Consider the following 23,230-nt stretch of genomic DNA (forward strand, 5'->3'; position numbering starts at 1 on the left):
TCCGCGGTCCGCGGTCAGTGCTGCTGGTACTGAGCGGCCTGGTTCCTGGCGCGGACGCTCTCTTCGCTCTCCTTGGGCATGCCCAGTCCGGCGAGCTTCATGGCGTATCCGACGATGCCGCCGATGGCGACCACGACCAGACCGGCCCAGAAACCGAACGGATTGGCCGCGACCATGAAGGCGCCCGCCACGCAGAAGCCGATGAAGGCGATGATGACGCCGGTCCAGGCGGCCGGGGTGTGTCCGTGGCTGGTGCCCGCCATGAGCTGCTCCTCGTTAGCTGTACGTCAAAAGCTGTACGTCAAAAATGCTGTGCGTCAAAAGCTGACGTCAAAGATCTGTGCACGCATTGTCTCGCACCCGCTCACCACCCACCGAACTGGGGGGCGAGCCGTCCGTCATGCTTCGCGGGTCGGGTCCTCACCGCGGTCGAGTGCCTTCCAGATCTCCTCGGGCCGTTCCGGGTCCGGGGCCCGGCGGGGGGCCCGACGCGGTCGGGGTGTGCCGTCGCGCTCGTAGCGTCCGGACATGGCAGGCCATTGTTTGCCGTACCGCAGAGCGAGCAGTCCCGCCATCAGGATCAGCAGGCTGCCGACGGCTGTCACGTAGGGCCATGCGGTGTGGGAGAGCGAGTCGATGGTGGCTGCGGTGTTGCCGGCCACCCGGGCGGCCTTCTCGTCCAGCGCGCTGCTGTCCCCGGCGCCGATGAAGGCCGAGGTGGCCGCGCCGGCTCCGCAGAGAGCCAGTATCGCGGAGACCAGCAGCCGCCCGGCGCTGCGTACCGCGAAGACCGCGACAAGTGCGGCCAGGCCCACTATCGCCAGTGCGGTGGGGAGACCGGTGACGTCGCCTCCGTCGGCCGAGAGCGGCAGCGAACCGCCGGCGCCGATGGCGGCCTTGCCCTCGGCCCAGGTCTGCCCCGAGGAGAGCAGCACGACGGCGGCGCCGATGGCGCCGAGCACCAGGGCGGTGGCAAGACTGCGGCGGCCGCCCGTGGAGGCGGCGGCCGGTCCTGTTTCGGATCGGGGCGTAGGGACGGCACTCACGTACTCCACTATCCCCCGAGAAGCGCACCGGCCGACACCCGGGGCCCGAGACAACCCGGCCGGCCCCGCGCCCCGTGCCGAACGGTACGGCTCCTTCACCGGCCGAGCCGGCCGGCCGTGTGCACCGCGCGGAGCACCGCGGCTGCCTTGTTACGGCACTCCGTGTCCTCCGCGACCGGGTCGGAGTCGGCCACCACACCGGCTCCGGCCTGCACATATGCCGTGCCGTCGCGGAGCAGCGCGGTGCGGATGGCAATGGCGGTGTCGGAGTCGCCGGCAAAGTCCAGGTAGCCGACGCAGCCGCCGTAGAGTCCGCGCCGCGACGGCTCGAGTTCGTCGATGATCTGCATCGCGCGGGGCTTGGGGGCTCCGGAGAGGGTGCCTGCGGGGAAGCACGCGGTCAGCACGTCGAAAGCGGTACGGCCTTCGGCCACCCGGCCTGTGACGGTGGACACGATGTGCATGACATGCGAGTACTTCTCGACCGACATGAAGTCCACGACCTCGACGGAACCCGGCTCGCAGACCCGCCCCAGGTCGTTGCGGCCCAGGTCGACGAGCATCAGATGCTCGGCACGCTCCTTCGGGTCCGCGAGCAGTTCCTCGGCCAGCGCCTGGTCCTCCTGCGGGGTGGCGCCCCGGTGGCGGGTGCCCGCGATCGGGTGGACCATCGCGCGCCCGTCCTCGACCTTGACCAGGGCCTCGGGGCTCGACCCGACGACATCGAAGCCGTCGAAGCGGAACAGGTACATGTACGGCGACGGGTTGGTGGCGCGCAGCACCCGGTAGACGTCGAGTGCGCTCGCCGTGCACGGGGTTTCGAAGCGCTGCGAGGGCACGACCTGGAAGGCCTCTCCGGCCCTGATCCGTTCCTTGATGTCGTCGACCGCGTCCTGGTATGCCGTGCCGCCCCACAGTGCGGTGTACTCCGGCAGTTCGGAGGCCGGCAGCGTCACCGGAGCGGTCCTGGCGGGCTGTGCGAGGTCGGCCTCCATGGCGTCGAGCCGGGCCACGGCGTCGGCGTACGCCTCGTCGACGCCGGTGTCGAGGTCGTTGTGGTTGATCGCGTTGGCGATCAGGAGGACCGATCCGTCCCAGTGGTCGAGCACCGCGAGGTCCGAGGTGAGCAGCATGGTCAGCTCGGGGAGCCGTAGGTCGTCGCGCTCGCCCGGGCCGATCTTCTCCAGCCGGCGCACGATGTCGTACCCCAGATAGCCGACCATTCCCCCGGTGAACGGCGGCAGTCCCGCCGCGAGGTCGTGCGGGGTGTGCAGGGCCTGCACGGTGGCGCGCAGCGCCTGGAGCGGGTCGCCGTCCACGGGGACGCCGACCGGCGGGGTGCCCTCCCAGTGCGTCCGCCCCTCGCGCTCGGTGAGGGTGGCGGCGGACCGCACCCCGATGAACGAGTAACGGGACCAGGCACGTCCGTTCACCGCCGACTCGAGGAGAAACGTCCCCGGCCGCTCGGCCGCGAGCTTGCGGTACAGGCCCACCGGGGTGTCGCCGTCGGCGAGGAGTTTGCGGCTGACGGGGATGACGCGGCGGTCTGCGGCGAGTTTGCGGAAGGTCTCCAGGTCCATGGCGGAAAGCTTAGGGCGCAGCGCAAGCCGGCTCGGCAGCGCAAGCCGGCTCAGCCGAGGAGCACGTCCGCGTCGAAGCACGTGCGCTCACCCGTGTGACAGGCCGCTCCCACCTGGTCCACCTTGACCAGGACCGTGTCCGCGTCGCAGTCCAGCGCCACCGACTTGACGTGCTGGACGTGGCCGGAGGTGTCGCCCTTCACCCAGTACTCCTGGCGGCTGCGCGACCAGTAGGTGCAGCGGCCGGTGGTGAGTGTGCGGTGCAGGGCCTCGTCGTCCATCCAGCCGAGCATGAGGACCTCGCCGGTGTCGTACTGCTGGGCGATGGCCGGAATCAGGCCGTCCGCGGTGCGCTTGAGACGGGCGGTGATGTCGGGGGCGAGACCGCTGGGGCCCGGCGTGCTGGTCATGGGCCCATTGTGCCGTGCGAAGGGGGCACGCCAGGGCCGCGTCCACTGGGCGGAACGGGGGCGGCCGCCGTACTCTGGCGGGCATGTCGACCCATGCGAAGCGCGAACGACTCCTCCTGGCCGACCTCTTGGAGGCGGCTGGACCCGACGCCGCGACGCTCTGCCACGGCTGGAAAACCCGCGATCTCGCCGCCCATGTGGTGGTCCGGGAGCGGCGCCTCGACGCGGCGGGCGGAATCATGATCGGCGCGCTCAAGGGGCGTCTCGACCGGGTACAGGGCGAATTCGCCTCGAAGCCGTACGAGGAGCTGATCCAGCTGATCCGTACCGGGCCGCCGAAGTTCTCCCCCTTTTCGGTCAAGCAGGTCGACGAGGGTGCCAACGCCGTGGAGTTCTATGTGCACACGGAGGACGTCCGGCGGGCGCAGCCCGACTGGACGGCGCGTGAGCTGGACCCGGTGTTCGCGGAGGCGCTGTGGAAGCGACTGGAGAAGACGGCCAGGATGATCGGTCGCAAGGCACCGGTGGGCCTGGTGCTGCGCCGCCCCGACGGCCAGACCGCGGTGGCCCACCGCGGCACCCCGGTGGTGACGGTCACCGGGGAGCCGGGTGAGCTGACCATGTTCGCCTTCGGCCGGCAGGACGCGGCGCGGGTGGACCTGGAAGGGGACAAGGACGCCTCGGCCAAGGCGATCGAGGCCAAGCTCGGCATGTGAGACCCGCGGGGCGGCGCGTTGCGGTCGCGCGATGCGGCGGCGCGATGCGTCGCTCGGCTCAGCGTGCGAGTTCCGCTCGGCGCAGCACCCTGGAGGCCAGTCCGATCAGCGCGCCCGTCGCGCAGACGGCGGCGCTGGTGACGAAGACCGGGCCGGTGCCGCACGCCCCGATCGCGGCGCCCGTCACCGGGTAGCTGAGCGGTGCGATGCCGAGGGTGAAGAGGGTGGCGACCGAGGTGACCCGGCCCAGGTAGGCGGCTTCGGTCACCGTCTGCAGCAGCGCTCCGCAGATCGCCCCGCTGAGCCCGGCCAGCGCGCCGATGAGGGCGCCCGCTACGGCGGCGAGGGCGACCGAGGGGGCGAAGGCCAGCCCCGCGGTGGAAACGGCTCCGCCGAGCAGAGCGCACGACTGCACCAGTCCGGCCCGCGGTATGCGTCCTCGTACCGCGAGCAGCAGCGAGGCGGCTCCGGCGCCGGCCCCGAAGGCCGCGAGAATCCAGCCCATCCCGGCCGCTCCCCAGCCGCGGTGCTGGGCGAGCAGCGTGAGGCCGATGTTCAGCGGTCCGACGAATCCCAGCTCACCGATGGCGAGGACCAGCATCAGCGGCGCCAGCACCGCGTGGCCCCGGATGTAGCGCAGCCCGTCGCCGAGCTCGCGCCAGGCGGTGCCTTCGCTCTTCACACCGGTCGCGGGGGGCGGCGCGATCCGCACCCGGAGCAGCAGCGCCAGCGAGAGTGCGAAGAGCAGGCCGGCCGCGGCGAACGCGGTCGCCGACCCGCCGAGCGCGACCGCGAGTCCACCGGCCGGGGCGCCGGTGACATAGGCGACGCGGGAGGCGAGGCCGCGGAGCCCCTGGACCCGGCCGAGCTGGCCCTCCGTGGTGATCCGCGGTGGCAGTGCGCCCACCGCGGGCAGGAACAGCGCGTCGACCACGCCGAAGACCAGGGCGACCGCAATCAGCAGGCCGAGCGCCGGGCCGGTGACCAGCAGCAGGGCCACCATCCCCAGGATGATCACCGAGCGGGCCGCGTCGCTGCCGATGACGACCCGGCGCGGCCCGAAGCGGTCGGCCACCACTCCCCCGCCGAGCATCAACAGAGCACGCGGTACCGCGCCGACGGCGAGGACGAGCCCGGCCTGGGCGGGACTGCCGGAGCGGGCCGCCGCCCAGGAGAGCGCCAGGTAGTAGACGCTGTCGCCGACCGTCGAAGCGGTGTACGCACCGAGCCAGCGCAGCACGTTGGCGTCCCGGTGCGCGGACCGCTCGGGAAGTTCGGCGGATACGACAGTGGCCGTGCTCGTCCCGGTCACGGCGCTACCGCACCGGGTGCCCCGCGCCCCGCAGCGTCTCCTTGACCTGCGAGACCCGCAGATCACCGAAATGGAAGACGGAGGCGGCGAGCACCGCGTCCGCGCCCGCCGCGATGGCCGGCGGGAAGTGCGGCAGGGCGCCCGCGCCGCCGCTGGCGATGACCGGGACGGTGACGTGTTTGCGGACTGCCGCGATCATTTCGGTGTCGTAGCCGTCCTTGGTGCCGTCCGCGTCCATCGAGTTGAGCAGGATCTCGCCGGCGCCGAGCTCGGCCGCCCGGTGGGCCCATTCCACGGCGTCGATGCCGGTGCCTTCGCGGCCGCCGTGCGTGGTGACCTCGAAGGAGCCGTCGGCGGTGCGCCTGGCGTCGACCGACAGGACCAGGACCTGGCGGCCGAAGCGTTCGGCGATCTCCCGGATGAGCTCGGGGCGGGCGATGGCCGCGGTGTTCACGCCCACCTTGTCCGCGCCGGCCCGCAACAGCTTGTCGACGTCCTCGGTGGTCCGGATGCCGCCGCCCACGGTGAGCGGGATGAAGACCTGTTCGGCGGTGCGGCGCACCACGTCGTAGGTCGTCTCGCGGTTGCCGGAGGACGCGGTGATATCGAGGAATGTCAGCTCGTCGGCGCCCTCGGCGTCGTACAGCTTGGCCATCTCGACGGGGTCGCCCGCGTCGCGCAGGTTCTGGAAGTTGACGCCCTTGACGACTCGGCCGTTGTCCACGTCGAGGCAGGGGATGACCCGTACGGCGAGTGTCATGCGGGGTCCCCCCGGTAGGCCTCGACCTCGACCTCGACGACCAGGCTGGGGTCGATGAAGCCGGCGACGATGATCATTGATGTGGCCGGGCGCACCGTGTCGAACAGTGCCTTGTGGGCGCGTCCGACGTCGTCCACGTCTCTGGCGTGGGTGATGTACATCCGGGTGCGCACCACGTCTTCGACGCCGAGGCCGAGCTCCTTGAGCGCGTCGATGGCGACGCCGAAGGCGGTGACGGCCTGGTCGTAGGGGCCGCCTGCGGCGATCTGGCCGTTGACGACGGACGTGCAACCGGAGACCAGGACGAGGCCGTTGGGGAGTTCCACCGCACGGGAGTAGCCGATGCTCTCCTCCCAGGGGCCGTCCGATGCGATACGGCGAATGCCGGTCATCCGGACACCACCGCGAGCGCCTCCTCCAGGGTGAACGCCTCGGCATACAGCGCCTTGCCGACGATCGCGCCCTCCACACCGGCGGGAACCAGCGAGGAGATGGCCCGCAGGTCGTCGAGGGACGAGACGCCGCCGGAGGCGACGACGGGCTTGTCGGTGGCCGCGCAAACGTTCTTCAGCAGCTCCAGGTTGGGGCCCTGGAGGGTGCCGTCCTTGGCGATGTCGGTGACCACGTAGCGGGCGCAGCCCTCGGAGTCGAGGCGGGCCAGCGTCTCGTAGAGGTCGCCGCCGTCGCGGGTCCAGCCGCGGCCGCGCAGTGTGGTGCCGCGTACGTCGAGGCCGACCGCGATCTTCTCGCCGTGCTCAGCGATGATCTTGGCGACCCACTCGGGAGTCTCCAGTGCCGCGGTGCCGAGGTTGACCCGGGTGCAGCCGGTGGCGAGGGCCGCGGCCAGCGAGGCGTCGTCGCGGATGCCGCCCGACAGTTCGACCTTGATGTCCATCGCCGAGGCCACCTCGGAGATCAGCTCCCGGTTGTCGCCGGTGCCGAAGGCGGCGTCCAGGTCGACGAGATGCAGCCACTCGGCGCCCGCGCGCTGCCAGGCGAGCGCGGCTTCGAGCGGGGAGCCGTAGGAGGTCTCGGAGCCGGACTCGCCGTGCACCAGACGGACCGCCTGGCCGTCGCGGACGTCGACGGCGGGGAGGAGTTCGAGCTTCTTCTGCAACGCAGACATCACAGGGTTCCGATCCAGTTGGTCAGCAGCTGGGCGCCGGCGTCGCCGGACTTCTCGGGGTGGAACTGGGTGGCCCGCAGCGGGCCGTTCTCCACGGCCGCGACGAAACGTTCGCCGTGGGTGGCCCAGGTGACGCGGGGCGCGCGGATCCGGGCGTTGGTGACTTCCAGCGACCAGTCGTGCGCGGCGTAGGAGTGCACGAAGTAGAAACGCGCCTCCGGGTCGAGACCCGCGAAGAGCTGGGAGTCCTCGGGGGACTCCACGGTGTTCCATCCCATGTGCGGTACGACATCGGCCTGCAGCGGGCCCACCGTGCCGGGCCATTCGTCGAGCCCTTCGGTCTCCACGCCGTGTTCGATGCCGCGGCCGAAGAGGATCTGCATGCCGACGCAGATGCCCATGACGGGGCGCCCGCCGGCCAGCCTGCGGCCGATGATCCAGTCACCGCGGGCCTCCTTGAGTCCCTGCATGCAGGCGGAGAAGGCGCCGACCCCGGGGACCAGCAGCCCGTCGGCGTTCATCGCCCGGTCGAAGTCGCGGGTGATCTCGACATCCGCCCCGACATGGGCGAGAGCCCGTTCCGCGGACCGGACGTTGCCGAAGCCGTAGTCGAAGACCACGACCTTCTTCGAGGCCGGCTTGCCGGGGGCGGTCACGACCAGATCCCCTGGATCCGCATCACACCCGCGGCCAGGCACATCACCGAGCCGATGGAGAGCAGGACGAGCAAGCTCGCGGGCATCTTCTGCTTGTAGAAGGAGTAGACGCCGCCGAGCAGGAAGAGTCCGACGACGATCAGGATGGTGTTGAGGCCAGTCATGCTTACAGTGCGCCCTTGGTCGAAGGAAGGATGCCCGCCGCACGCGGGTCGTGTTCGCAGGCGTAACGCAGCGCGCGGGCCAGGGCCTTGAACTGGCACTCCACGATGTGGTGGGCGTTGCGTCCGTACGGTACGTGGACGTGCAGCGCGATCTGCGCCTGGGCGACGAAGGACTCCAGGATGTGCCGGGTCATCGTCGTGTCGTAGGAGCCGATCATCGGCGCCATGTTCTCCGGCTCGGTGTGCACCAGGTAGGGGCGGCCCGAGAGGTCCACGGTGACCTGGGCGAGCGATTCGTCCAGCGGCACCGTGCAGTTGCCGAACCGGTAGATGCCGACCTTGTCGCCGAGCGCCTGCTTGAAGGCGGCACCGATCGCGAGGGCGGTGTCCTCGATGGTGTGGTGCGAGTCGATGTGCAGATCGCCGTCGGTCTTGACCGTGAGGTCGAAGAGGCCGTGCCGGCCGAGCTGGTCGAGCATGTGGTCGTAGAAGCCGACGCCGGTCGACACGTCGACCTTGCCGGTGCCGTCGAGGTTGACCTCGACGACCACCGAGGTCTCCTTGGTGGTCCGTTCCACCCGTCCGATGCGGCCCACGCGAGTCATGCGGTGATCTCCTTGTGCAGTGCGCGTGCCGTTTCGAGGAACGCGTCGTTCTCGGCCGGGGTGCCCACGGAGACGCGCAGCCATCCGGGGACCCCGTTGTCCCTGATCAGGACACCGTGGTCGAGGATCGCGCGCCAGGCGGCGTGGGCGTCCTCGAAGCGGCCGAACTGGATGAAGTTGGCGTCGGACGCGGTGACGTCGTAGCCGATGGCGCGCAGCTCGGTGACGATCCTGTCGCGTTCGGTCTTCAGCTGCTCGACGTACTGCAGCAGGGTATCTGTGTGCTCCAGGGCGGCGAGCGCGGTGGCCTGGGTGACGGACGACAGGTGATACGGCAGCCGGACCAGCTGGACCGCGTCCACCACGGCGGGGTGCGCGGCGAGATAGCCGAGCCGCAGGCCCGCCGCGCCGAACGCCTTGGACATCGTGCGGGAGAGCACCAGGTGCGGGCGGCCCTCGATCAGCGGGAGCAGCGACGGCTCGTGGCTGAATTCGCCGTACGCCTCGTCCAGTACGACCATCGACGGGCCTGCCGCCTGCGCGGCCTCGTACAGGGCGAGGACCGTGTCGGCGCCGACCGCGGTGCCGGTGGGGTTGTTGGGTGAGGTGATGAAGACGACGTCCGGCCGGTGCTCGGCGATGGCGCGCACCGCCGCCCGGACGTCGATGGTGAAGTCCTCGTGGCGCGGGCCGGAGATCCAGCCGGTGCCGGTGCCCCGCGCGATGAGCGCGTGCATCGAGTACGACGGTTCGAAGCCGATGGCGGTACGTCCGGGACCGCCGAAGGTCTGCAGCAGCTGCTGGATGACCTCGTTGGAGCCGTTGGCCGCCCAGACGTTCTCGGTCGCCACCCGGTGTCCGCCGGACCGGGTGAGGTACTTGGCGAGCTCGGTGCGCAGTTCGACGGCGTCCCGGTCCGGGTAGCGGTTGAGGGTGCGGGCCGCGTCACGGACCCGCTCGGCGATGCGCTCGACGAGTGCCTCGGGCAGCGGGTACGGATTCTCGTTGGTGTTCAGCCGCACGGCCACGTCCAGCTGGGGTGCGCCGTAGGCGGACTTGCCGCGCAGCTCGTCCCGTACCGGCAGATCGTCGACGCCTGTCACGGCGAGTCGGGTCGTGTCGGGGCCGCTCATGGCGTGGGCACCTTCCAGTCGAAGCGTGCCTTCATGGCGGCGCCGTGCGCGGGCAGGTCCTCGGCCTCGGCGAGGGTCACCACGTGGTGGGTGACGTCCGCGAGTGCCTGACGGGTGTAGTCGACGACGTGGATACCGCGCAGGAACGACTGGACCGACAGTCCGGACGAGTGGCAGGCGCAGCCGCCGGTGGGCAGCACGTGGTTGGAGCCGGCGCAGTAGTCGCCGAGCGAGACCGGGGCCCAGGGGCCGACGAAGATCGCGCCGGCGTTGCGGACCCGGTCGGCCACCGCTGCGGCGTCTGCGGTCTGGACCTCCAGGTGCTCGGCGCCGTACGCGTCGACGACCTTCAGGCCGTCGTCGACGGAGTCGACCAGCACGATCGCGGACTGCTTGCCCTCGAGCGCGGGGACGATCCGGTCCTCGACGTGCCGGGTGGCCGCGATCTGCGGCACCAGCTCCCGCTCGACCGCGTCGGCGAGGTCCGCCGAGTCGGTGACCAGGACCGCGGCGGCCAGCGGGTCGTGCTCGGCCTGGCTGATCAGATCGGCGGCGACATGCACCGGGTCGGCGGTGGCGTCGGCGAGTACCGCGATCTCGGTGGGGCCGGCCTCGGTGTCGATGCCGATCCGGCCGGTGAAGTAGCGCTTGGCGGCGGCGACCCAGATGTTGCCCGGCCCGGTGACCATGTTCGCCGGGGCACAGGACTCCGTGCCGTACGCGAACATCGCGACGGCGGTCGCGCCGCCGGCCGCGTACACCTCGTCGACGCCGAGCAGCGCGCAGGCCGCCAGGATCGTCGGGTGCGGCAGACCGCCGGCGTTCCCGCCGCCGGTTGACGGCTGCGCGGGGGAGGCCAGCGCGATCGATTCGACGCCGGCTTCCTGCGCGGGGACCACGTTCATGATCACGGAGGACGGGTAGACGGAACGCCCGCCCGGTGCGTACAGGCCCACCCGGCCGACCGGTACCCACTTCTCGGTGACCCTGCCGCCCGGGACGACCTGGGTGGTGTGGTCCTTGCGGCGCTGCGCGCGGTGCACCAGCCTGGCCCGCCGGATCGACTCCTCGAGCGCTTCCCTGATCTGCGGGTCGAGCTGTTCGAGGGCGGCGCTCAGCGCCTCGGCGGGCACGCGCACCCGGTCGAGCTGCACACCGTCGAATTTCTCCGCGTACTCGATCAGCGCCGCGTCGCCACGATGATGCACGTCCTCGCAGATCGGCCGCACCTTTTCCAGGGCGGCCTGTACGTCGAAGTCGGCTCGGGGCAGCAGGTCGCGCAGGGCGCCCCCCTCGGGGAGGGCCTTGCCGCGCAGATCGATTCGTGAGATCACGGGGCCAATTCTCTCAGACCGGCGGAGGGTGCCGGACGCCCGTATCAGTGGCTGATACATACCCCGCATCACTCCGGTGACCATTAGCGTTCAGTCCATCACTCGTGGGCAGGAAGGGGCGGCAGTGACCGAGGCGCAGCACGAGGACGATGCGCCCGACTGGCTGACCGGTGCCGAAGTCGGCATGTGGCAGGCCTTCCGCAACGGCAGCACCTACGATCTGCGCACCCGCAATCCGGTCCTGGACGACCCGCTGTCCACCCGCGCCTGGGGGCCGGAACGGACGGTCCGCGCCCGGGTCGTCGCGCTGCTGCTGCTCGACGGACCGCAGGCGCTGGCCGGGCGGGTCGCGGCGCTCAAGCTCCGAGGCGTGCAGATCAGCGGAGCGCTGGATCTCGCGGGTGGCCTGATCGAGCCGTACATGGAGCTGAACAGCTGCCGCTTCGAGAACGAAGTGCTGATGCCGGAGTGCCGGGTGAACACGGTGCGGATGGTCGGCTGCGCGATTCCGCGTCTGGAGGCGGCCCGGCTGCACACCCGGGGGGACCTCCATCTGCCGCGCTGCCATGTGGCCCGGGGTATCCGCCTCACCGATGCGCAGATCGGCACCGACCTGCTGCTCAACATGCTGGTGGTGCACCCCGACCGGATGGGCCGGTCGATCGCGGCCGACGGGCTGAAGGTCGCCCAGGACCTGCAGGCCGAGATGATCGAATCGCACGGCGAGGTCAGTCTGCGCGCGGCGCGGATCGGTGTCTCGCTGAGTCTCAACGGCAGCAGGCTGCTCAACCCCGCCGGACGCCGGGCGCTGAACGCCCCGCAGCTCTCGGTCGAGCGCACGCTCTATCTGACGGCCGCCGCGGCGGCTCCGGGGGGCGCCGGCCCCGGCGCCACTCCCCCGTACGGAACGGGCTCGACCCCGCGTTTCGGCACCCGGCTCCAGCCGTTCGAATGTGACGGCGGGGTGCGGCTCGACGACGGGCGCTTCGGTGATGCGGTGGATCTCCGCAGCGCGCGCTTCCGGATGCGCGGCGACCAGGAATTGTCGCTGCGCCGGATACAGACCCCGGAGTTGCGCTTCCTCGGCGAGCGCCCCGAACAGGGCAGGGTGGTGCTGTCGGGCGCCAAGGTGGTCAATCTGGTCGACATGTCGACCAGCTGGCCGGGCCCGGGCGGGCTCGCGATGGGCGGATTCACCTACGAGAACCTCGTCCCGGTCGGTCACTTCCCGCTGGACCGCCGGCTGGAGTGGGTGACTGCGGCGACCCCGGAGTACGCCCCCGAGCCCTACGAACGCCTGGCGTCGGTGCTGCGCAGCAGCGGCGAGGACGCGGACGCCCGGGAGGTGCTGCTGGCCAAGCAGCGCAGGCGCCGCGAGACGCTGCCGCTCGCCGCCAAGCTGTGGGGTTATCTGCAGGACTGGACGGTGGCGTACGGCTATCGCCCCGGTCGGGCGGCGCTGTGGATGGCGGTGCTGTGGGCCGCGGGCGCCGTGGCGTTCTCGCGCTACGACCCGCAAGCCATCAGAGGCAGCGAGCATCCGCAGTGGAACGCCGCCCTCTACTCCCTGGATCTGCTGATACCGGTGATCAATCTCGGCCAGGACGGCTACTGGAAGCTCAGCGGCGGCTGGCAGTGGGTCGCGGCCGCGCTGATCCTGCTCGGCTGGATTCTCGCCACCACGGTCGCCGCGGGGGCTTCCCGGCTGCTGCGCAGAGGTTAGTGGTTCCGGTGGGTGTTTCTCCGCGAAAGCCGCCCCCCGCCCGGAAGTTGCCCGATGCCTTTACCGCGCCTTGACTGTCTGTCGTACAACCATCACGGCCGATACGAACTCTTCACAGCTTGCCCCTGGCGCCCTCCTCACCTGCGGTTTTCAATGGTCCGCACCATGTCTTACCTTCGCTCCCTGATCGGCACCGCGCGCAGGCTGCGGCCCGGGCCACCATCTCCGGCCGGGCTGCCCTGTGACACTGAGGTGCTCCTCGACGTCCCCGACGAGCGGCTGGCTCCCGCGCTCGTCGCCGCCGCGAACGGTGAGTACGAACCGGCCGCCAAGCTGCTGGCCACCACGCGGGAAGCGGCCGAATGGGAGGACCGCGACCGGTACACCGCGCGGCTCGCCGCCTTCACGCTCAGCCGGGAGGACTGGCTCGCCGAGTGGCTCGCCGCCGCCCCCTACGATCCGGACGCGCGGCTGCTCAAGGCGGAACTGGCGGTCCTGCAGGCCTGGGACTCACCCGCGCGGGCCGAGCGGCTGCGCGAGGTCGGCCCGCTGATCGACGCGGCCGCCGACGGTGATCCGCGCGACCCGGTGCCCTGGCGTATCGCCCTGGACCACGCCCGGGGAGTGCACACCCCGCACACGGATTTCGAAAGGCTGTGGGAGCAGGCGCTGCGCCGCTCCTCCCGGCATTACGGCTGCCATGTGGCGGCCCTGCAGTACCTCTCGGCGCAGTGGTACGGATCGCATCGCGAGTGCTTCGACTTCGCCGAACAGGCCGCCGACGACGCGCTGCCGGGTTCGCTGATCCAGGCGCTGCCGGTCAGGGCGGCCTTCGCCTACCTGCTCAGTGGCGGCCGACTGCCGGTCGCCCGGGAGCGGATCGACGAGGCGGCGGACCGTGCGATAGCCCTGTCCGCCTCGTTCGGTCCTGGCAACACCTGGCAGGCAGAGATACGCAATCTGCTGGTGTACGTGCTGGTCAGCCGGGAGCGGTGGGACGAGGCGGAGGAGCAGTTCCGGCTGATCGGCCCGGATGTGACGTCGTTTCCCTGGGCCCAGCTGAGCGATGATCCGCTCGGCCGGTTCCTCGAACTGCGGTACGCCGCACGGCGTGCCGCGGGCTCCGGGCGAGGACCTCGCGGCAGGCCGGAGCACAGCCGCGCCAACGGCCATTACGCTTGACCGCTGTGACCACCGCGCGCCTGCCCCTCTTTCCGCTGAACTCGGTACTGTTCCCGGGCCTCGTGCTGCCGCTGAACGTCTTCGAGGAGCGGTATCGCGCCATGATGCGCGACCTGCTCAAGGTGGACGACGAGGCGGAGCCGCGTCGCTTCGCCGTGGTCGCCATCCGCGACGGCCACGAGGTGGCCCCGACCGAGGCCGGGCTGCCCGACGGGGCCCCGGCGCCCGAACCCGGTCCGACGGCGGGATTCGGCGACGATCCGATCCGGTCCTTCCACCAGGTGGGCTGCACCGCGGACGCCGCGACGATCCGCGAGCGCGCCGACGGCAGCTTCGAGGTGCTGGCGACCGGCACCGCCCGGATCAGGATCCACTCGGTGGACGCGAGCGGCCCCTATCTGACGGCCGAGGTCGAGGAGCTCCCGGAGGAGGAGGGCGACGAGGCGGCCACGCTCGCCGAGGGCGTACTGCGGGCCTTCCGCGCCTACCAGAAGCGGCTGGCGGGGGCGACCGAGCGTTCGCTCGCCACCGGAGCGGAGCTGCCCGACGATCCTTCGGTGGTCTCCTACCTGGTGGCCGCCGCGGCCGTACTGGACGTCCCCGCGAAGCAACGGCTGCTGGAGGCTCCGGACATCGGGAGCCGACTGCGCGCGGAGCTCACGTTGCTGCGCGCGGAGACCGCGGTGATCCGCCATCTTCCCTCGCTGCCCGCCACGGATCTGACGCGCGCCCGCACCCATCTCAACTGACCGGCCGCCGTCGCCCCCGTACAAGGAGCAGCCACCTGTGGCGAAGAAGCTGAAGAAGCAGCCGGGCGGTACGCCCGCCACCGTCGCGCTGACCGCGGCGGGCACCGACTACACCGTGCACGCGTACGCGCATGATCCCGCCGCGGCGTCCTACGGCGAGGAAGCGGCCGAGGCGCTCGGTGTCGCCCCCGGCCGGGTGTTCAAGACCCTGATCGCCGACGTCGACGGCGACCTCACCGTCGCCGTCGTCCCCGTGTCGGGTTCCCTCGACCTCAAGGCGCTGGCGTCCGCGGTGGGCGGCAAGCGCGCCACGATGGCGGATCCCGGGGCGGCGGAGCGGGCCACCGGGTATGTGCTGGGCGGCATTTCTCCGCTGGGCCAGCGGAGGCGGCTGCGGACGGTGGTCGACGCGTCGGCGTCCGGGCACGCGACGGTCTGTGTGTCCGCGGGGCGGCGGGGACTGGAGGTCGAGCTTGCGCCGGGGGATCTGGTGCGGCTCACGGGGGCGGTGCTCGCGGCCATCGGCCGGGCGTAGACGCCTGCGGCGGGCCTGTTCCCGGACTGGGGCTCCGCCCCGAACGCCGGAGGGGCTGGATATGGCTCGAGCACCCGCACGGTGAGGCTGACAAGAGCCGAAATCAAGCCCGTCCGGCGATTGAGGACACAGGGGGCCTGGGGCGGAGCCCCAGTTGCGGGAAGGGGCGGGAAGGGGACGAGGCCCGCCGCAGGCGCTACGTCCCGGCCGGGCCGTCTCCGGGACCCGGCGGCGGGGGCGTCGCGGCGTATCCGCCGGGCGTCCACACCGGCTCGGGATCCCGGGGCCCGAACACCGCTGTGACCCCGAGGTGGACCACCATCGCCGCCACCGGCCACGCCAGCAACGCCCCCTTCGCCGCCAGCCGCAACGGCGCGTCGAAGGTGACGCCCTTGCCCGCGTGCTTCGCGGCGCCGACCACGTCGTCGGACGGGCCGAGCCAGAGACCGAGACGCCAGGCGACCAGGGAGCCGAGCAGTCCGCCCACTGCCAGGGCGAGCACCAGCGCTACCCCGCCGTGCCTGCGGAAGAAGAAGGCGGCGAGTGCGCTCACCAGGCCGAATCCCAGCGCCAGCAGGGCGAACGTGCCGTCGGCACCGATCGCCTGCTCGCCCTCGGAGTCCTGGAGGAAGACGTTCTTGCCGTCGGAGACCAGCGGGACGCGCGGGGCGAGCCACACCCAGAGCAGGCCGAGCAGGACACCGGCCACCGTGAGCAGGACCGCGACGATCGCCGCCTGCCCCAGCTCGGCCCGGGTCCCGGGGCCCGGCGCGGGGTCCTCGGCCGGACCCGGCCAGCGGGTGGCTCCCGACGGGCCCTTCTGCCAGGGGTCGTCGTTGGGCGGTGGCTGGTGGGGAGGTGTCAGCGGCGCGGTCACCCTGCCATCGTGCCAGGCGGCGCTGTGTGCCGCCTCACCGGACTGCCGCCCGGCGGTACGCCCAGGTCGCGACGGCCAGCGATGCCACGCCGACGGCGGCGCAGACCGCCAGATCGAGACCGACGGCGGACCAGTCGGGATGGGAGCCGAAGGTACGGGCGAGTGCCTCGACTCCGTAGGTCGACGGCAGCAGATCACGGGCGTAGACGATCGGTTCGGGCAGCCGTCCGGCCGGCAGTACGCCCAGCAGCAGCGCGGCCGACATGCCCAACTGGCCGAGCAGGGTGGCCAGTTCCTGGCGCGGTGCGAGCAGCCCCAGTGCCGCGCCGAGACCGGCGAGCGCTGCGCCGGCGAGCGGAATCACGGCGGCAAGCACCCAGAGGTGGGCCAGCGGCAGCTGGAAGAGCACCGAGCCGGCCACGGCGGTGACCACGGTGCCCGGCACGGTGAAGGAGGCATAGGCTCCCGCCGTGCCGAGGACCACGGACGCGGGCGGCACCGGCAGGGTGGCGTAGTGGTCGAGTCCGCCGCTCGCCCGCAGTTGCCCGAAGTACTGGGCGAGCAGGTTCAGCGCGACGAAGGCGACGACCAGCACCGAGGAGCCGGCGACCACGGCCCGTGCCTCGGGTCCGCCGTCGACGACCCCGCGCATCAGGATCATGATCCCGATGGACTGGAAGGTGGCGACGAACAACAGCGGGATACGAGCCACCCGCGCCCGGGACAGCTGCGCCCGGTAGACGGCCGCGAGCGCCGGCAGCAGCCGCGCACGGGGGGCGAGCGGCGCCGCGGAGCTCTCGGCGCCGCCGGCCGCGGCGGTGGTCTGCACCGTTTCGGCGGGCATCGCGGCGGTCACGCCTTCACCAGCCCCTTCGTACGGCCGCCGAGCGCCAGGTAGACGTCCTCAAGGCTCGGCGTGGACAAGGTGAAGTCGTCGAGTGCGGCGAAGGCGGGACCGCCGGTCACCGTCGCGACGGCGGCGCGGGCCGCTTCGGGCGCCAGGCGCAGCACCCAGCGGCGGCCGGCTTCCTGAGCGGATGCGCGGAGTGCGGCGATCTCGGGGAGATCGATCGGTGCCTGTTCGCGCCAGACCAGCTCGACCCGTACCTCACCGGCGATCTCCGCCTTGAGTCCGGCGGGGGTGTCGCAGGCGATCACCTGGCCGCGTTCGATCACAGCGACCCGGTCGAGTACGGTCTCCGCCTCGATGACGTTGTGGGTGACGAGCAGCACGGTGGCGCCGCGCTCGGCGCGCCGCCGGTCGACCGCCGCCCACACCGCGCGTCGGGCGACGGGGTCCATTCCGGTGGTCGGCTCGTCCAGCACCAGGATGTCCCGGTCCCCGACGAGGGTGGCCGCGAAGCAGGCCAGCCGGCGCTGGCCGCCGGAAAGCTTCTTCAGCGGCCGCCCGGCGATCTCGGTGAGCCCGAGCTCCTCGATGACCGCGTCCCGCTCCCGCCGCGCGTCCGCCACCGGCAGCCCGCGCAGTCGCCCGGTCGTCTCGGCGGCGAGGGCGACGGTCAGCTCGTCGAGCGCGGTCGACTCCTGCCCCAGGTATCCGAGCAGCCGGGCGGCGCGCTCCGGGTGCCGTACCAGGTCGTGACCGAGGACTTCTACGCTCCCGGAATCGGGCCGCATAAGCCCGGTGAGCTGCCGCACCAGGGTGGTTTTGCCGGCGCCGTTGGGTCCGAGCAGGCCGAAGATCTCACCGCGGTGCACCGAGAGCGAGATTCCGTCGGTGGCCCGGATCTCGGCGGTGGCGGGGGCGCCGCGCCTGCCGGGCGTGGCGGGGTACGTCTTCACCAGATCCCGCACCACACACACATCGCCCGTACTCACGAGGTACGAGCCTACGGGGTTCAGCCGGTTGCGACGCCCCCGGGGGCCGCTCATCCCGCATCCGGCGACCGGCTACTCCCCTGCGGCGGGCCGTTCTGCCGCCGCCCTGACATCGATCTCCCGCCAGAACCCCGCGCGGATCGCGTAGCGGTCGTGTTCGTCGATCTGGTCGTCCTTGTGCGCGAGCAGACCGAACCGGGCCGCGTACCGCAGCAACTCGCCGTCGACCCGGTGCGGAATCCGCGGGTACATCGTGGACAGCGTCTGCACGTGTCCGGGGTCCGGCAGCCGTGCCATCCAGCGCCTGGCGAAGACCTGCCCCACCTCGAAGGGGTCGCCGCCCACCGTGGTGATGTCCTCCTCACGGTCCGCCCAACGCTGCTCGGCACTGGTCAGCTGGGCCAGGGTCGGCAGCGACGCGGTCTCCGGCGGCTCCCCGGCCGGCCCACCGCCGGGCCGCTCGACCCAGCCGCGCTCGGAGGACCAGCGCAGCGTCGCACTGGCCGGCTGCGGGGCGGCGGGCTGCGCGCCCGGGCCGCGCAGGCCGGCCAGGTCCTTGGGGGTGGGTACGCCCTTGCCCGCGGCGTGTTCCCGCTCCTCCTCGGTGGGTGGTTCCGCGGTCCGGGCGGACGTCGAGCCGTGCTGCACGTCGGCGGCCCGGGCGGCTCGTTCGGCCGAGGCGGCGAGTGCGGATTCCGGCAGCGGGGCGGAGAGAATCGCGGCGATCTCCGGGCGGGGCGCCGGTGATGGCGCGCAGACCCCGCCGATTTCCTTGGCGCGCACCGCTTTGGTGATCCAGGTCCGGTCCAGGACCCGGCGCTCGTCGGCCTCGGCGACCAGGTCCTCGGACTGGTTGTAGTCGCCGTCGGCGGCCTGCACCGCCCAGAGGTGCACGGCGACGCCGTGCTCCTTGGCGGACATCAGACCGGGCAGCAGATCGCCGTCCCCGGTGACCAGCACGATGTCCGAACAGGCGCGGTTCCTGGCCAGTTCGGTCAGTTCGGCGTGCATCGCCGCGTCGACGCCCTTCTGTGCCCAGCGTCCGTCGCTGCGGGTCAGTGCGCCGAGCCGGACGGTCACCCGGGGCATCACCCGCAGTCTGCGGTGCTCGGGCTGCGGCACCCGGTCGGGAGCACCGTCGAACCAGTAGATACGCAGCAGGGGCTGCTCCGTGTCGTCCTCGGCCCGTTCCCGCAGACCCTGGATGAGGGCGGCGTGGTCGACGGTGATGCGGGAGCGGGCCGGCTCCCCTGCGAGCAGACTCGCGGCGGCGCCCAGCAGGTATCCGGCGTCCACCAGGACTACGCAGCGGTCCACGCGATCCACCCTCTTTCGGGTACCTCGGGAGAAGGGGAAGTTCTTCGGGTTCCTTCGAGTCTGCCCGACCGCGCGGGGGTTAACGGCCGGAACTCGATCATCGGCGTGGCGCAGCGCGAAGTTCCTTCGAAGTCGCCTTGTACCAGCGCCTTCTTGGCCCATATTACGCACGGTAATGATCCAAAATGCGGCGTTATGCTCGGTATGTGAGTCTGGCAGCGGCCCTGGCCCCTAGTCCCCCTCAAGGAGGCACCCCATGGCCAAGAACAAGAACCGCAGCAAGCAGGACAGCCAGCACGATCGATCCTCCGCCTCGGAGCGCGGCCGGCAGGAGGCGCAGTCCCACGCCTACGAGTCGCAGAACCAGTCACAGCCGCAGTCGATGCCGCAGGGCAGCCCGGCTGATGTTGCGCGTAAGCACCAGCGGCGCTTCGGTCACAACTGACCGCACCCGCAAGGCATCGAGGGGCGCGCCGTGCACGGCGCGCCCCTCGGGCGTTACCGCGAGCCGGACCGGGCCGGACGGGGCAGGGGCCGAGCGGGTCAGCCCGTCAGGCAGCCCGGGCCGAGCAGCACTTTCAGATCGCCGAAGAGCGCCGGGTCCGGCCGCACCCGGTGCCGGTCCAGCCGGAGCACCGTGGTTTTCCCGGCTCCTTGGAGCTTGATCCGTACTTCCGCGTTGCCCCGGTGGTGGGAGAGGACCTCGCCGAGCCTGCTGACCATGGGCGGAGTGACCTGCACGGTCGGGATGGTGATCGTCACGGGCGCGTCGGTGCCTGCCGACGACAGATCCGGGACCCGCAGCTCCATGGCGACCAGCCGCGGGACGTCCTCCCGCTTGTCGAGGCGGCCCTTGACGAACACCACGGCGTCCTCGGCCAACCGGGTCGAGACCAGCTGGTAGGCGGCGGGGAAGAACATGCACTCGATGGAGCCCGCGAGGTCCTCGACGGTCGCGATCGCCCAGGGGTTGCCCTGTTTGGTCATCTTGCGCTGAAGTCCCGAAATGATCCCGCCGATGGTGACCACCGCGCCGTCGGCGTGCTCGCCGCCGGTCAACTGGGCGATCGCCGCGTCGCTGTTGTCCGACAGGACGTGTTCCAGGCCGAAAAGCGGATGGTCGGAGACGTAGAGGCCGAGCATCTCCCGCTCCTGGGCGAGCAGATACGACTTCTCCCACTCGGTGTCGGAGAACTCGGCGTCGGGTCCGGAGCCGGGCTCGACGCTCTCCTCCTCGCCGCGGCCGAAGAGGTCGAACTGCCCCTCCGCCTCCTTGCGCTTGACCGCGACCACGGCGTCGATCATCGGCTCGAACCGGGCGGTGAGGCCCTTGCGGGTGTGCCCCATCTCGTCGAAGGCGCCTGCCTTGATGAGCGATTCCGTGGCGCGCTTGGTGCAGGCGGCCGCGTCGACCTTGTCGAGGTAGTCGGGGAAGGACGTGTACTTCCCCTTGGCCCGGCGCGAGCTGACGATCGAGTCGACGACGTGGGCGCCGACGTTGCGGACTGCGGTGAGACCGAAGAGGATCACGTCGTCGCCCCGGGCGGTGAAGTACGCCTCGGATGCGTTGACGTCGGGCGGCAGCACCTTGATGCCCATGCGACGGCACTCGTTGAGGTAGACGGCGGACTTGTCCTTGTCGTCACACACCGAGGTGAGCAGCGCCGCCATGTACTCGGCCGGGTAGTTGGCCCTGAGATAGGCGGTCCAGTAGGTGACCAGACCGTAGGCGGACGAGTGCGCCTTGTTGAAGGCATAGCCGGCGAACGGCACCAGGACGTCCCACAGCGCCTTGATCGCCGCATCGGAGTAGCCGTTCTTCCTGGCGCCCTCCTGGAACAGGACGAAGTTCTTCGCCAGCTCGTCGGCCTTCTTCTTGCTCATCACCCGGCGCAGGACGTCGGCCTCGCCCAGTGAGTAGCCGGCGATGATCTGGGCGGCCTTCTGCACCTGCTCCTGGTAGACGATCAGGCCGTAGGTGACCCCGAGGACCTCCTTGAGGGGCTCCGCCAGCTCCGGGTGGATCGGGGTGATCTCCTGCCGGCCGTTCTTGCGCAGCGCGTAGTTGGTGTGCGAGTCCATGCCCATCGGGCCCGGCCGGTACAGGGCCGAGACGGCGGAGATGTCCTCGAAGTTGTCGGGCTTCATCAGGCGCAGCAGCGCGCGCATCGGGCCGCCGTCGAACTGGAAGACACCGAGCGTGTCACCGCGGCGGAGCAGCTCGTAGGTCTTGGGGTCCGTCAGCGGGAGGCTCAACAGCTCGAGATCGATGCCCTTGTTGGCCTTCACCATCTTGACGGCGTCGTCCATGATCGTGAGGTTGCGCAGGCCGAGGAAGTCCATCTTCAGCAGGCCGAGCGATTCGCAGCTCGGGTAGTCCCACTGCGTGATGGTCACGCCGTCGGTGTGCCTGACCCAGACCGGTACGTGGTCGGTGATCGTCTCGCTGGACATGATCACGCCCGCCGCGTGCACGCCCATCTGCCGGACCAGGCCCTCGACGCCCTTCGCGGTGTCGATGACCTTCCTCACGTCCGGCTCGTTCTCGTACATCCCCCGGATCTCGCCCGCCTCGCCGTAGCGCGGATGCCGGGGGTCGGTGATGCCGTTGAGATCGATGCTCTTGCCCAGGACGTCGGCGGGCATCGCCTTGGTGAGCCGGTCGCCCATGGCATAGGGGTAACCGAGGAGGCGGGCCGAGTCCTTGATCGCGTTCTTGGCCTTGATCTTGCCGTAGGTACCGATCATGGCGACCTTGTCGGCGCCGTACTTCTCGGTGACGTACCTGACCACCTCGGAGCGCCGGCGTTCGTCGAAGTCGATGTCGACGTCGGGCATCGAGACGCGCTCGGGGTTGAGGAAGCGCTCGAAGATCAGGCCGTGCTCGATCGGGTCCAGGTCGGTGATGCCCAGGGCGTACGCGACGATCGACCCGGCCGCGGAGCCACGGCCGGGGGCCACCGGGATGCCGTTGTTCTTGGCCCACATGATGAAGTCGGCGACCACCAGGAAGTACCCGGGGAAGCCCATCTCGATGATGACCCGCATTTCGTGCTCGACCTGCTTGCGCCGGTCCTCGGGGATGCCGTTCGGGTAGCGGCGGGCCATCCCGCGCATGGTCTCCTCGCGGAACCAGCTGACCTCGGTGAACCCCTCGGGGACGTCGAACCCGGGCATCAGGCCGCGCTCGACGAACATGCCGTCGGGGTCGATCTGCTCGGCGACCAGCAGGGTGTTGGCGCAGCCCTGCTGCCAGGCGTCCGAGGAGTCGATGGCGTACATCTCGTCGGTGGATTTGAGGTAGTAGCCGGTGCCGTCGAAACGGAAGCGGTCCGGGTCGGTGAGGTTCTTGCCGGTCTGGATGCAGAGCAGGGCGTCGTGCGCGGCCGCCTCGTGCGCGTAGGTGTAATGCGAGTCGTTGGTGACCAGCGGAGGGATGCCGAGCTTCCTGCCGATTTCCAGGAGGCCTTCGCGGACCCGGCGCTCGAGCTCGATGCCGTGGTCCATCAGCTCCAGGAAGTACCTGCCGCCGCCGAAAATGTCCTTGTAGTCGGAGGCCGCCTGCACCGCTTCGTCGAACTGGCCGAGCCGCAGCCTGGTCTGTACCTCGCCGGAGGGGCAGCCGGTGGAGGCGATGAGACCATCGGACCACTGGGCGATGGTCTCCTTGTCCATCCGCGGCCACTTCGTGAGCCAGCCCTCGGCGTACGCGTCGGAGGAGAGCCGGAAGAGGTTGTGCAGACCGGTGCTGTCGGCGGCCCAGATCGTCTTATGGGTGTAGGCGCCGGAGCCGGACACGTCGTCGCGCTTCTGGTGCGGCCGGCCCCACTGGATCTTGCGCTTGTTACGCCGGGACTCCGGGGCGACGTACGCCTCGATGCCGATGACCGGTGTCACGCCGGCCTTCTTCGCCTGATGGAAGAAGTCGTAAGCGCCGTGGAGGTTGCCGTGGTCGGAGATGGCGAGGTGCGACATGCCCATCGCGTGGCAGGCATCGAACAGGTCCGTGAGCCGCGCGGCACCGTCCAGCAGCGAGTACTGGGTGTGGACGTGCAGATGCGTGAAGGGCGGCTTGGCCACGGTGCGTACCTCCGGACGATCTGCGTGGCAGGACGGGTCGGCGGGACAAATGCGATCAGTCTGGAATTCTACGTCGGCGGTCCGAC

General features: G+C 70.9%; 24 protein-coding genes. 6 read left to right on the top strand and 18 right to left on the bottom strand.

What is annotated here, in order from left to right; all coding sequences use genetic code 11:
* Nucleotides 1–14: 14 nt before the first annotated feature.
* The 4 genes from AB0436_RS01140 to hisI all read right to left on the bottom strand — a co-directional run bounded on the left by AB0436_RS01140 (nucleotide 15) and on the right by hisI (nucleotide 3,036).
* Nucleotides 15–263, bottom strand: a complete 249-nt coding sequence (locus AB0436_RS01140; RefSeq protein ID WP_366465535.1) for an HGxxPAAW family protein — start codon at nucleotides 261–263, stop codon at nucleotides 15–17.
* 135 nt (nucleotides 264–398) lie between these two features.
* The gene (locus AB0436_RS01145) at nucleotides 399–1,055 is read right to left on the bottom strand and encodes a TIGR02234 family membrane protein (RefSeq protein ID WP_366465536.1); all 657 of its coding nucleotides are present in this window, start codon (nucleotides 1,053–1,055) and stop codon (nucleotides 399–401) included.
* An 86-nt stretch (nucleotides 1,056–1,141) separates the two neighbouring features.
* Nucleotides 1,142–2,626: an anthranilate synthase component I gene (locus tag AB0436_RS01150; RefSeq protein ID WP_366465537.1), complete on the bottom strand. Its 1,485-nt coding sequence runs from the start codon at nucleotides 2,624–2,626 to the stop codon at nucleotides 1,142–1,144.
* Nucleotides 2,627–2,676: 50 nt separating this feature from the next.
* The gene (gene hisI, locus AB0436_RS01155; protein WP_366465538.1) at nucleotides 2,677–3,036 is read right to left on the bottom strand and encodes a phosphoribosyl-AMP cyclohydrolase; all 360 of its coding nucleotides are present in this window, start codon (nucleotides 3,034–3,036) and stop codon (nucleotides 2,677–2,679) included.
* An 83-nt stretch (nucleotides 3,037–3,119) separates the two neighbouring features.
* Here hisI and AB0436_RS01160 point away from each other — a divergent pair, with 83 nt between their 5' ends.
* Nucleotides 3,120–3,752 (top strand): TIGR03085 family metal-binding protein, encoded by a 633-nt coding sequence (locus AB0436_RS01160; protein WP_366465539.1) that lies wholly within the window; start codon nucleotides 3,120–3,122, stop codon nucleotides 3,750–3,752.
* 58 nt (nucleotides 3,753–3,810) lie between these two features.
* Here the strand turns inward: AB0436_RS01160 and AB0436_RS01165 are convergent, their stop codons facing one another.
* From AB0436_RS01165 to hisD, 9 genes are read right to left on the bottom strand one after another with little or no spacing between them, the layout of a single operon-like run.
* The gene (locus AB0436_RS01165; RefSeq protein ID WP_366465541.1) at nucleotides 3,811–5,064 is read right to left on the bottom strand and encodes an MFS transporter; all 1,254 of its coding nucleotides are present in this window, start codon (nucleotides 5,062–5,064) and stop codon (nucleotides 3,811–3,813) included.
* 4 nt (nucleotides 5,065–5,068) lie between these two features.
* Nucleotides 5,069–5,824 (bottom strand): imidazole glycerol phosphate synthase subunit HisF, encoded by a 756-nt coding sequence (gene hisF, locus AB0436_RS01170; protein WP_366465543.1) that lies wholly within the window; start codon nucleotides 5,822–5,824, stop codon nucleotides 5,069–5,071.
* Nucleotides 5,821–6,216 (bottom strand): RidA family protein, encoded by a 396-nt coding sequence (locus AB0436_RS01175; RefSeq protein ID WP_366465544.1) that lies wholly within the window; start codon nucleotides 6,214–6,216, stop codon nucleotides 5,821–5,823. Before AB0436_RS01175 ends, hisF begins: the two co-directional genes overlap by 4 nt.
* Nucleotides 6,213–6,950 carry a bifunctional 1-(5-phosphoribosyl)-5-((5-phosphoribosylamino)methylideneamino)imidazole-4-carboxamide isomerase/phosphoribosylanthranilate isomerase PriA gene (priA, locus tag AB0436_RS01180; protein WP_366465545.1) on the bottom strand — a complete coding sequence of 246 codons (738 nt, stop codon included), beginning with the start codon at nucleotides 6,948–6,950 and terminating at the stop codon, nucleotides 6,213–6,215. The genes AB0436_RS01175 and priA overlap by 4 nt, the downstream gene beginning before the upstream one ends.
* Nucleotides 6,950–7,612, bottom strand: coding sequence for an imidazole glycerol phosphate synthase subunit HisH (gene hisH, locus AB0436_RS01185; protein ID WP_366466107.1), 663 nt, complete (start codon nucleotides 7,610–7,612; stop codon nucleotides 6,950–6,952). Before hisH ends, priA begins: the two co-directional genes overlap by 1 nt.
* A complete protein-coding gene (locus AB0436_RS01190; RefSeq protein WP_365855549.1) occupies nucleotides 7,603–7,770 on the bottom strand; it encodes a hypothetical protein in 168 nt (55 codons plus the stop codon). The genes hisH and AB0436_RS01190 overlap by 10 nt, the downstream gene beginning before the upstream one ends.
* A 2-nt stretch (nucleotides 7,771–7,772) precedes the next feature.
* Nucleotides 7,773–8,366 (bottom strand): imidazoleglycerol-phosphate dehydratase HisB, encoded by a 594-nt coding sequence (gene hisB, locus AB0436_RS01195; protein WP_365855934.1) that lies wholly within the window; start codon nucleotides 8,364–8,366, stop codon nucleotides 7,773–7,775.
* Nucleotides 8,367–8,371: 5 nt separating this feature from the next.
* Nucleotides 8,372–9,508 carry a histidinol-phosphate transaminase gene (locus tag AB0436_RS01200; RefSeq protein WP_366465546.1) on the bottom strand — a complete coding sequence of 379 codons (1,137 nt, stop codon included), beginning with the start codon at nucleotides 9,506–9,508 and terminating at the stop codon, nucleotides 8,372–8,374.
* Nucleotides 9,505–10,842, bottom strand: coding sequence for a histidinol dehydrogenase (hisD, locus tag AB0436_RS01205; RefSeq protein ID WP_366465547.1), 1,338 nt, complete (start codon nucleotides 10,840–10,842; stop codon nucleotides 9,505–9,507). Before hisD ends, AB0436_RS01200 begins: the two co-directional genes overlap by 4 nt.
* Before the next feature lie 124 nt (nucleotides 10,843–10,966).
* On the opposite strand from hisD, the gene AB0436_RS01210 reads away from it, so the two are divergent.
* The 4 genes from AB0436_RS01210 (at nucleotide 10,967) to ybaK (ending at nucleotide 15,031) form a co-directional block, all read left to right on the top strand.
* Entirely contained in the window at nucleotides 10,967–12,565 is a 1,599-nt protein-coding gene (locus tag AB0436_RS01210) for an oxidoreductase (RefSeq protein WP_366465548.1), read from the top strand.
* Between the two features lie 153 nt (nucleotides 12,566–12,718).
* Nucleotides 12,719–13,747: a hypothetical protein gene (locus AB0436_RS01215; RefSeq protein ID WP_366465549.1), complete on the top strand. Its 1,029-nt coding sequence runs from the start codon at nucleotides 12,719–12,721 to the stop codon at nucleotides 13,745–13,747.
* A gap of 5 nt (nucleotides 13,748–13,752) precedes the next feature.
* A complete protein-coding gene (locus AB0436_RS01220) occupies nucleotides 13,753–14,496 on the top strand; it encodes an LON peptidase substrate-binding domain-containing protein (protein WP_366465550.1) in 744 nt (247 codons plus the stop codon).
* 37 nt (nucleotides 14,497–14,533) lie between these two features.
* Nucleotides 14,534–15,031, top strand: a complete 498-nt coding sequence (ybaK, locus tag AB0436_RS01225; protein WP_366465551.1) for a Cys-tRNA(Pro) deacylase — start codon at nucleotides 14,534–14,536, stop codon at nucleotides 15,029–15,031.
* Nucleotides 15,032–15,227: 196 nt separating this feature from the next.
* Here the strand turns inward: ybaK and AB0436_RS01230 are convergent, their stop codons facing one another.
* The 4 genes from AB0436_RS01230 to AB0436_RS01245 form a co-directional block, all read right to left on the bottom strand.
* A complete protein-coding gene (locus AB0436_RS01230; protein ID WP_366465552.1) occupies nucleotides 15,228–15,908 on the bottom strand; it encodes a hypothetical protein in 681 nt (226 codons plus the stop codon).
* Between the two features lie 34 nt (nucleotides 15,909–15,942).
* Nucleotides 15,943–16,752: an ABC transporter permease gene (locus AB0436_RS01235; protein WP_366466108.1), complete on the bottom strand. Its 810-nt coding sequence runs from the start codon at nucleotides 16,750–16,752 to the stop codon at nucleotides 15,943–15,945.
* Between the two features lie 8 nt (nucleotides 16,753–16,760).
* Nucleotides 16,761–17,732, bottom strand: a complete 972-nt coding sequence (locus tag AB0436_RS01240) for an ABC transporter ATP-binding protein (protein ID WP_366466109.1) — start codon at nucleotides 17,730–17,732, stop codon at nucleotides 16,761–16,763.
* 87 nt (nucleotides 17,733–17,819) lie between these two features.
* Complete coding sequence (locus AB0436_RS01245) at nucleotides 17,820–19,073, bottom strand: NYN domain-containing protein (protein ID WP_366465553.1); 1,254 nt, start codon at nucleotides 19,071–19,073, stop codon at nucleotides 17,820–17,822.
* Nucleotides 19,074–19,320: 247 nt separating this feature from the next.
* Between AB0436_RS01245 and AB0436_RS01250 the strand changes: the two genes are divergently transcribed.
* A complete protein-coding gene (locus tag AB0436_RS01250) occupies nucleotides 19,321–19,509 on the top strand; it encodes a hypothetical protein (RefSeq protein WP_366465555.1) in 189 nt (62 codons plus the stop codon).
* Nucleotides 19,510–19,607: 98 nt separating this feature from the next.
* Here AB0436_RS01250 and dnaE read toward each other — a convergent pair whose 3' ends face one another.
* Entirely contained in the window at nucleotides 19,608–23,144 is a 3,537-nt protein-coding gene (gene dnaE, locus AB0436_RS01255) for a DNA polymerase III subunit alpha (RefSeq protein ID WP_366465556.1), read from the bottom strand.
* Nucleotides 23,145–23,230: the final 86 nt, after the last annotated feature.

It is taken from the genome of Streptomyces sp. NPDC051322, from assembly GCF_040689485.1.
Lineage (GTDB): Bacteria > Actinomycetota > Actinomycetes > Streptomycetales > Streptomycetaceae > Streptomyces.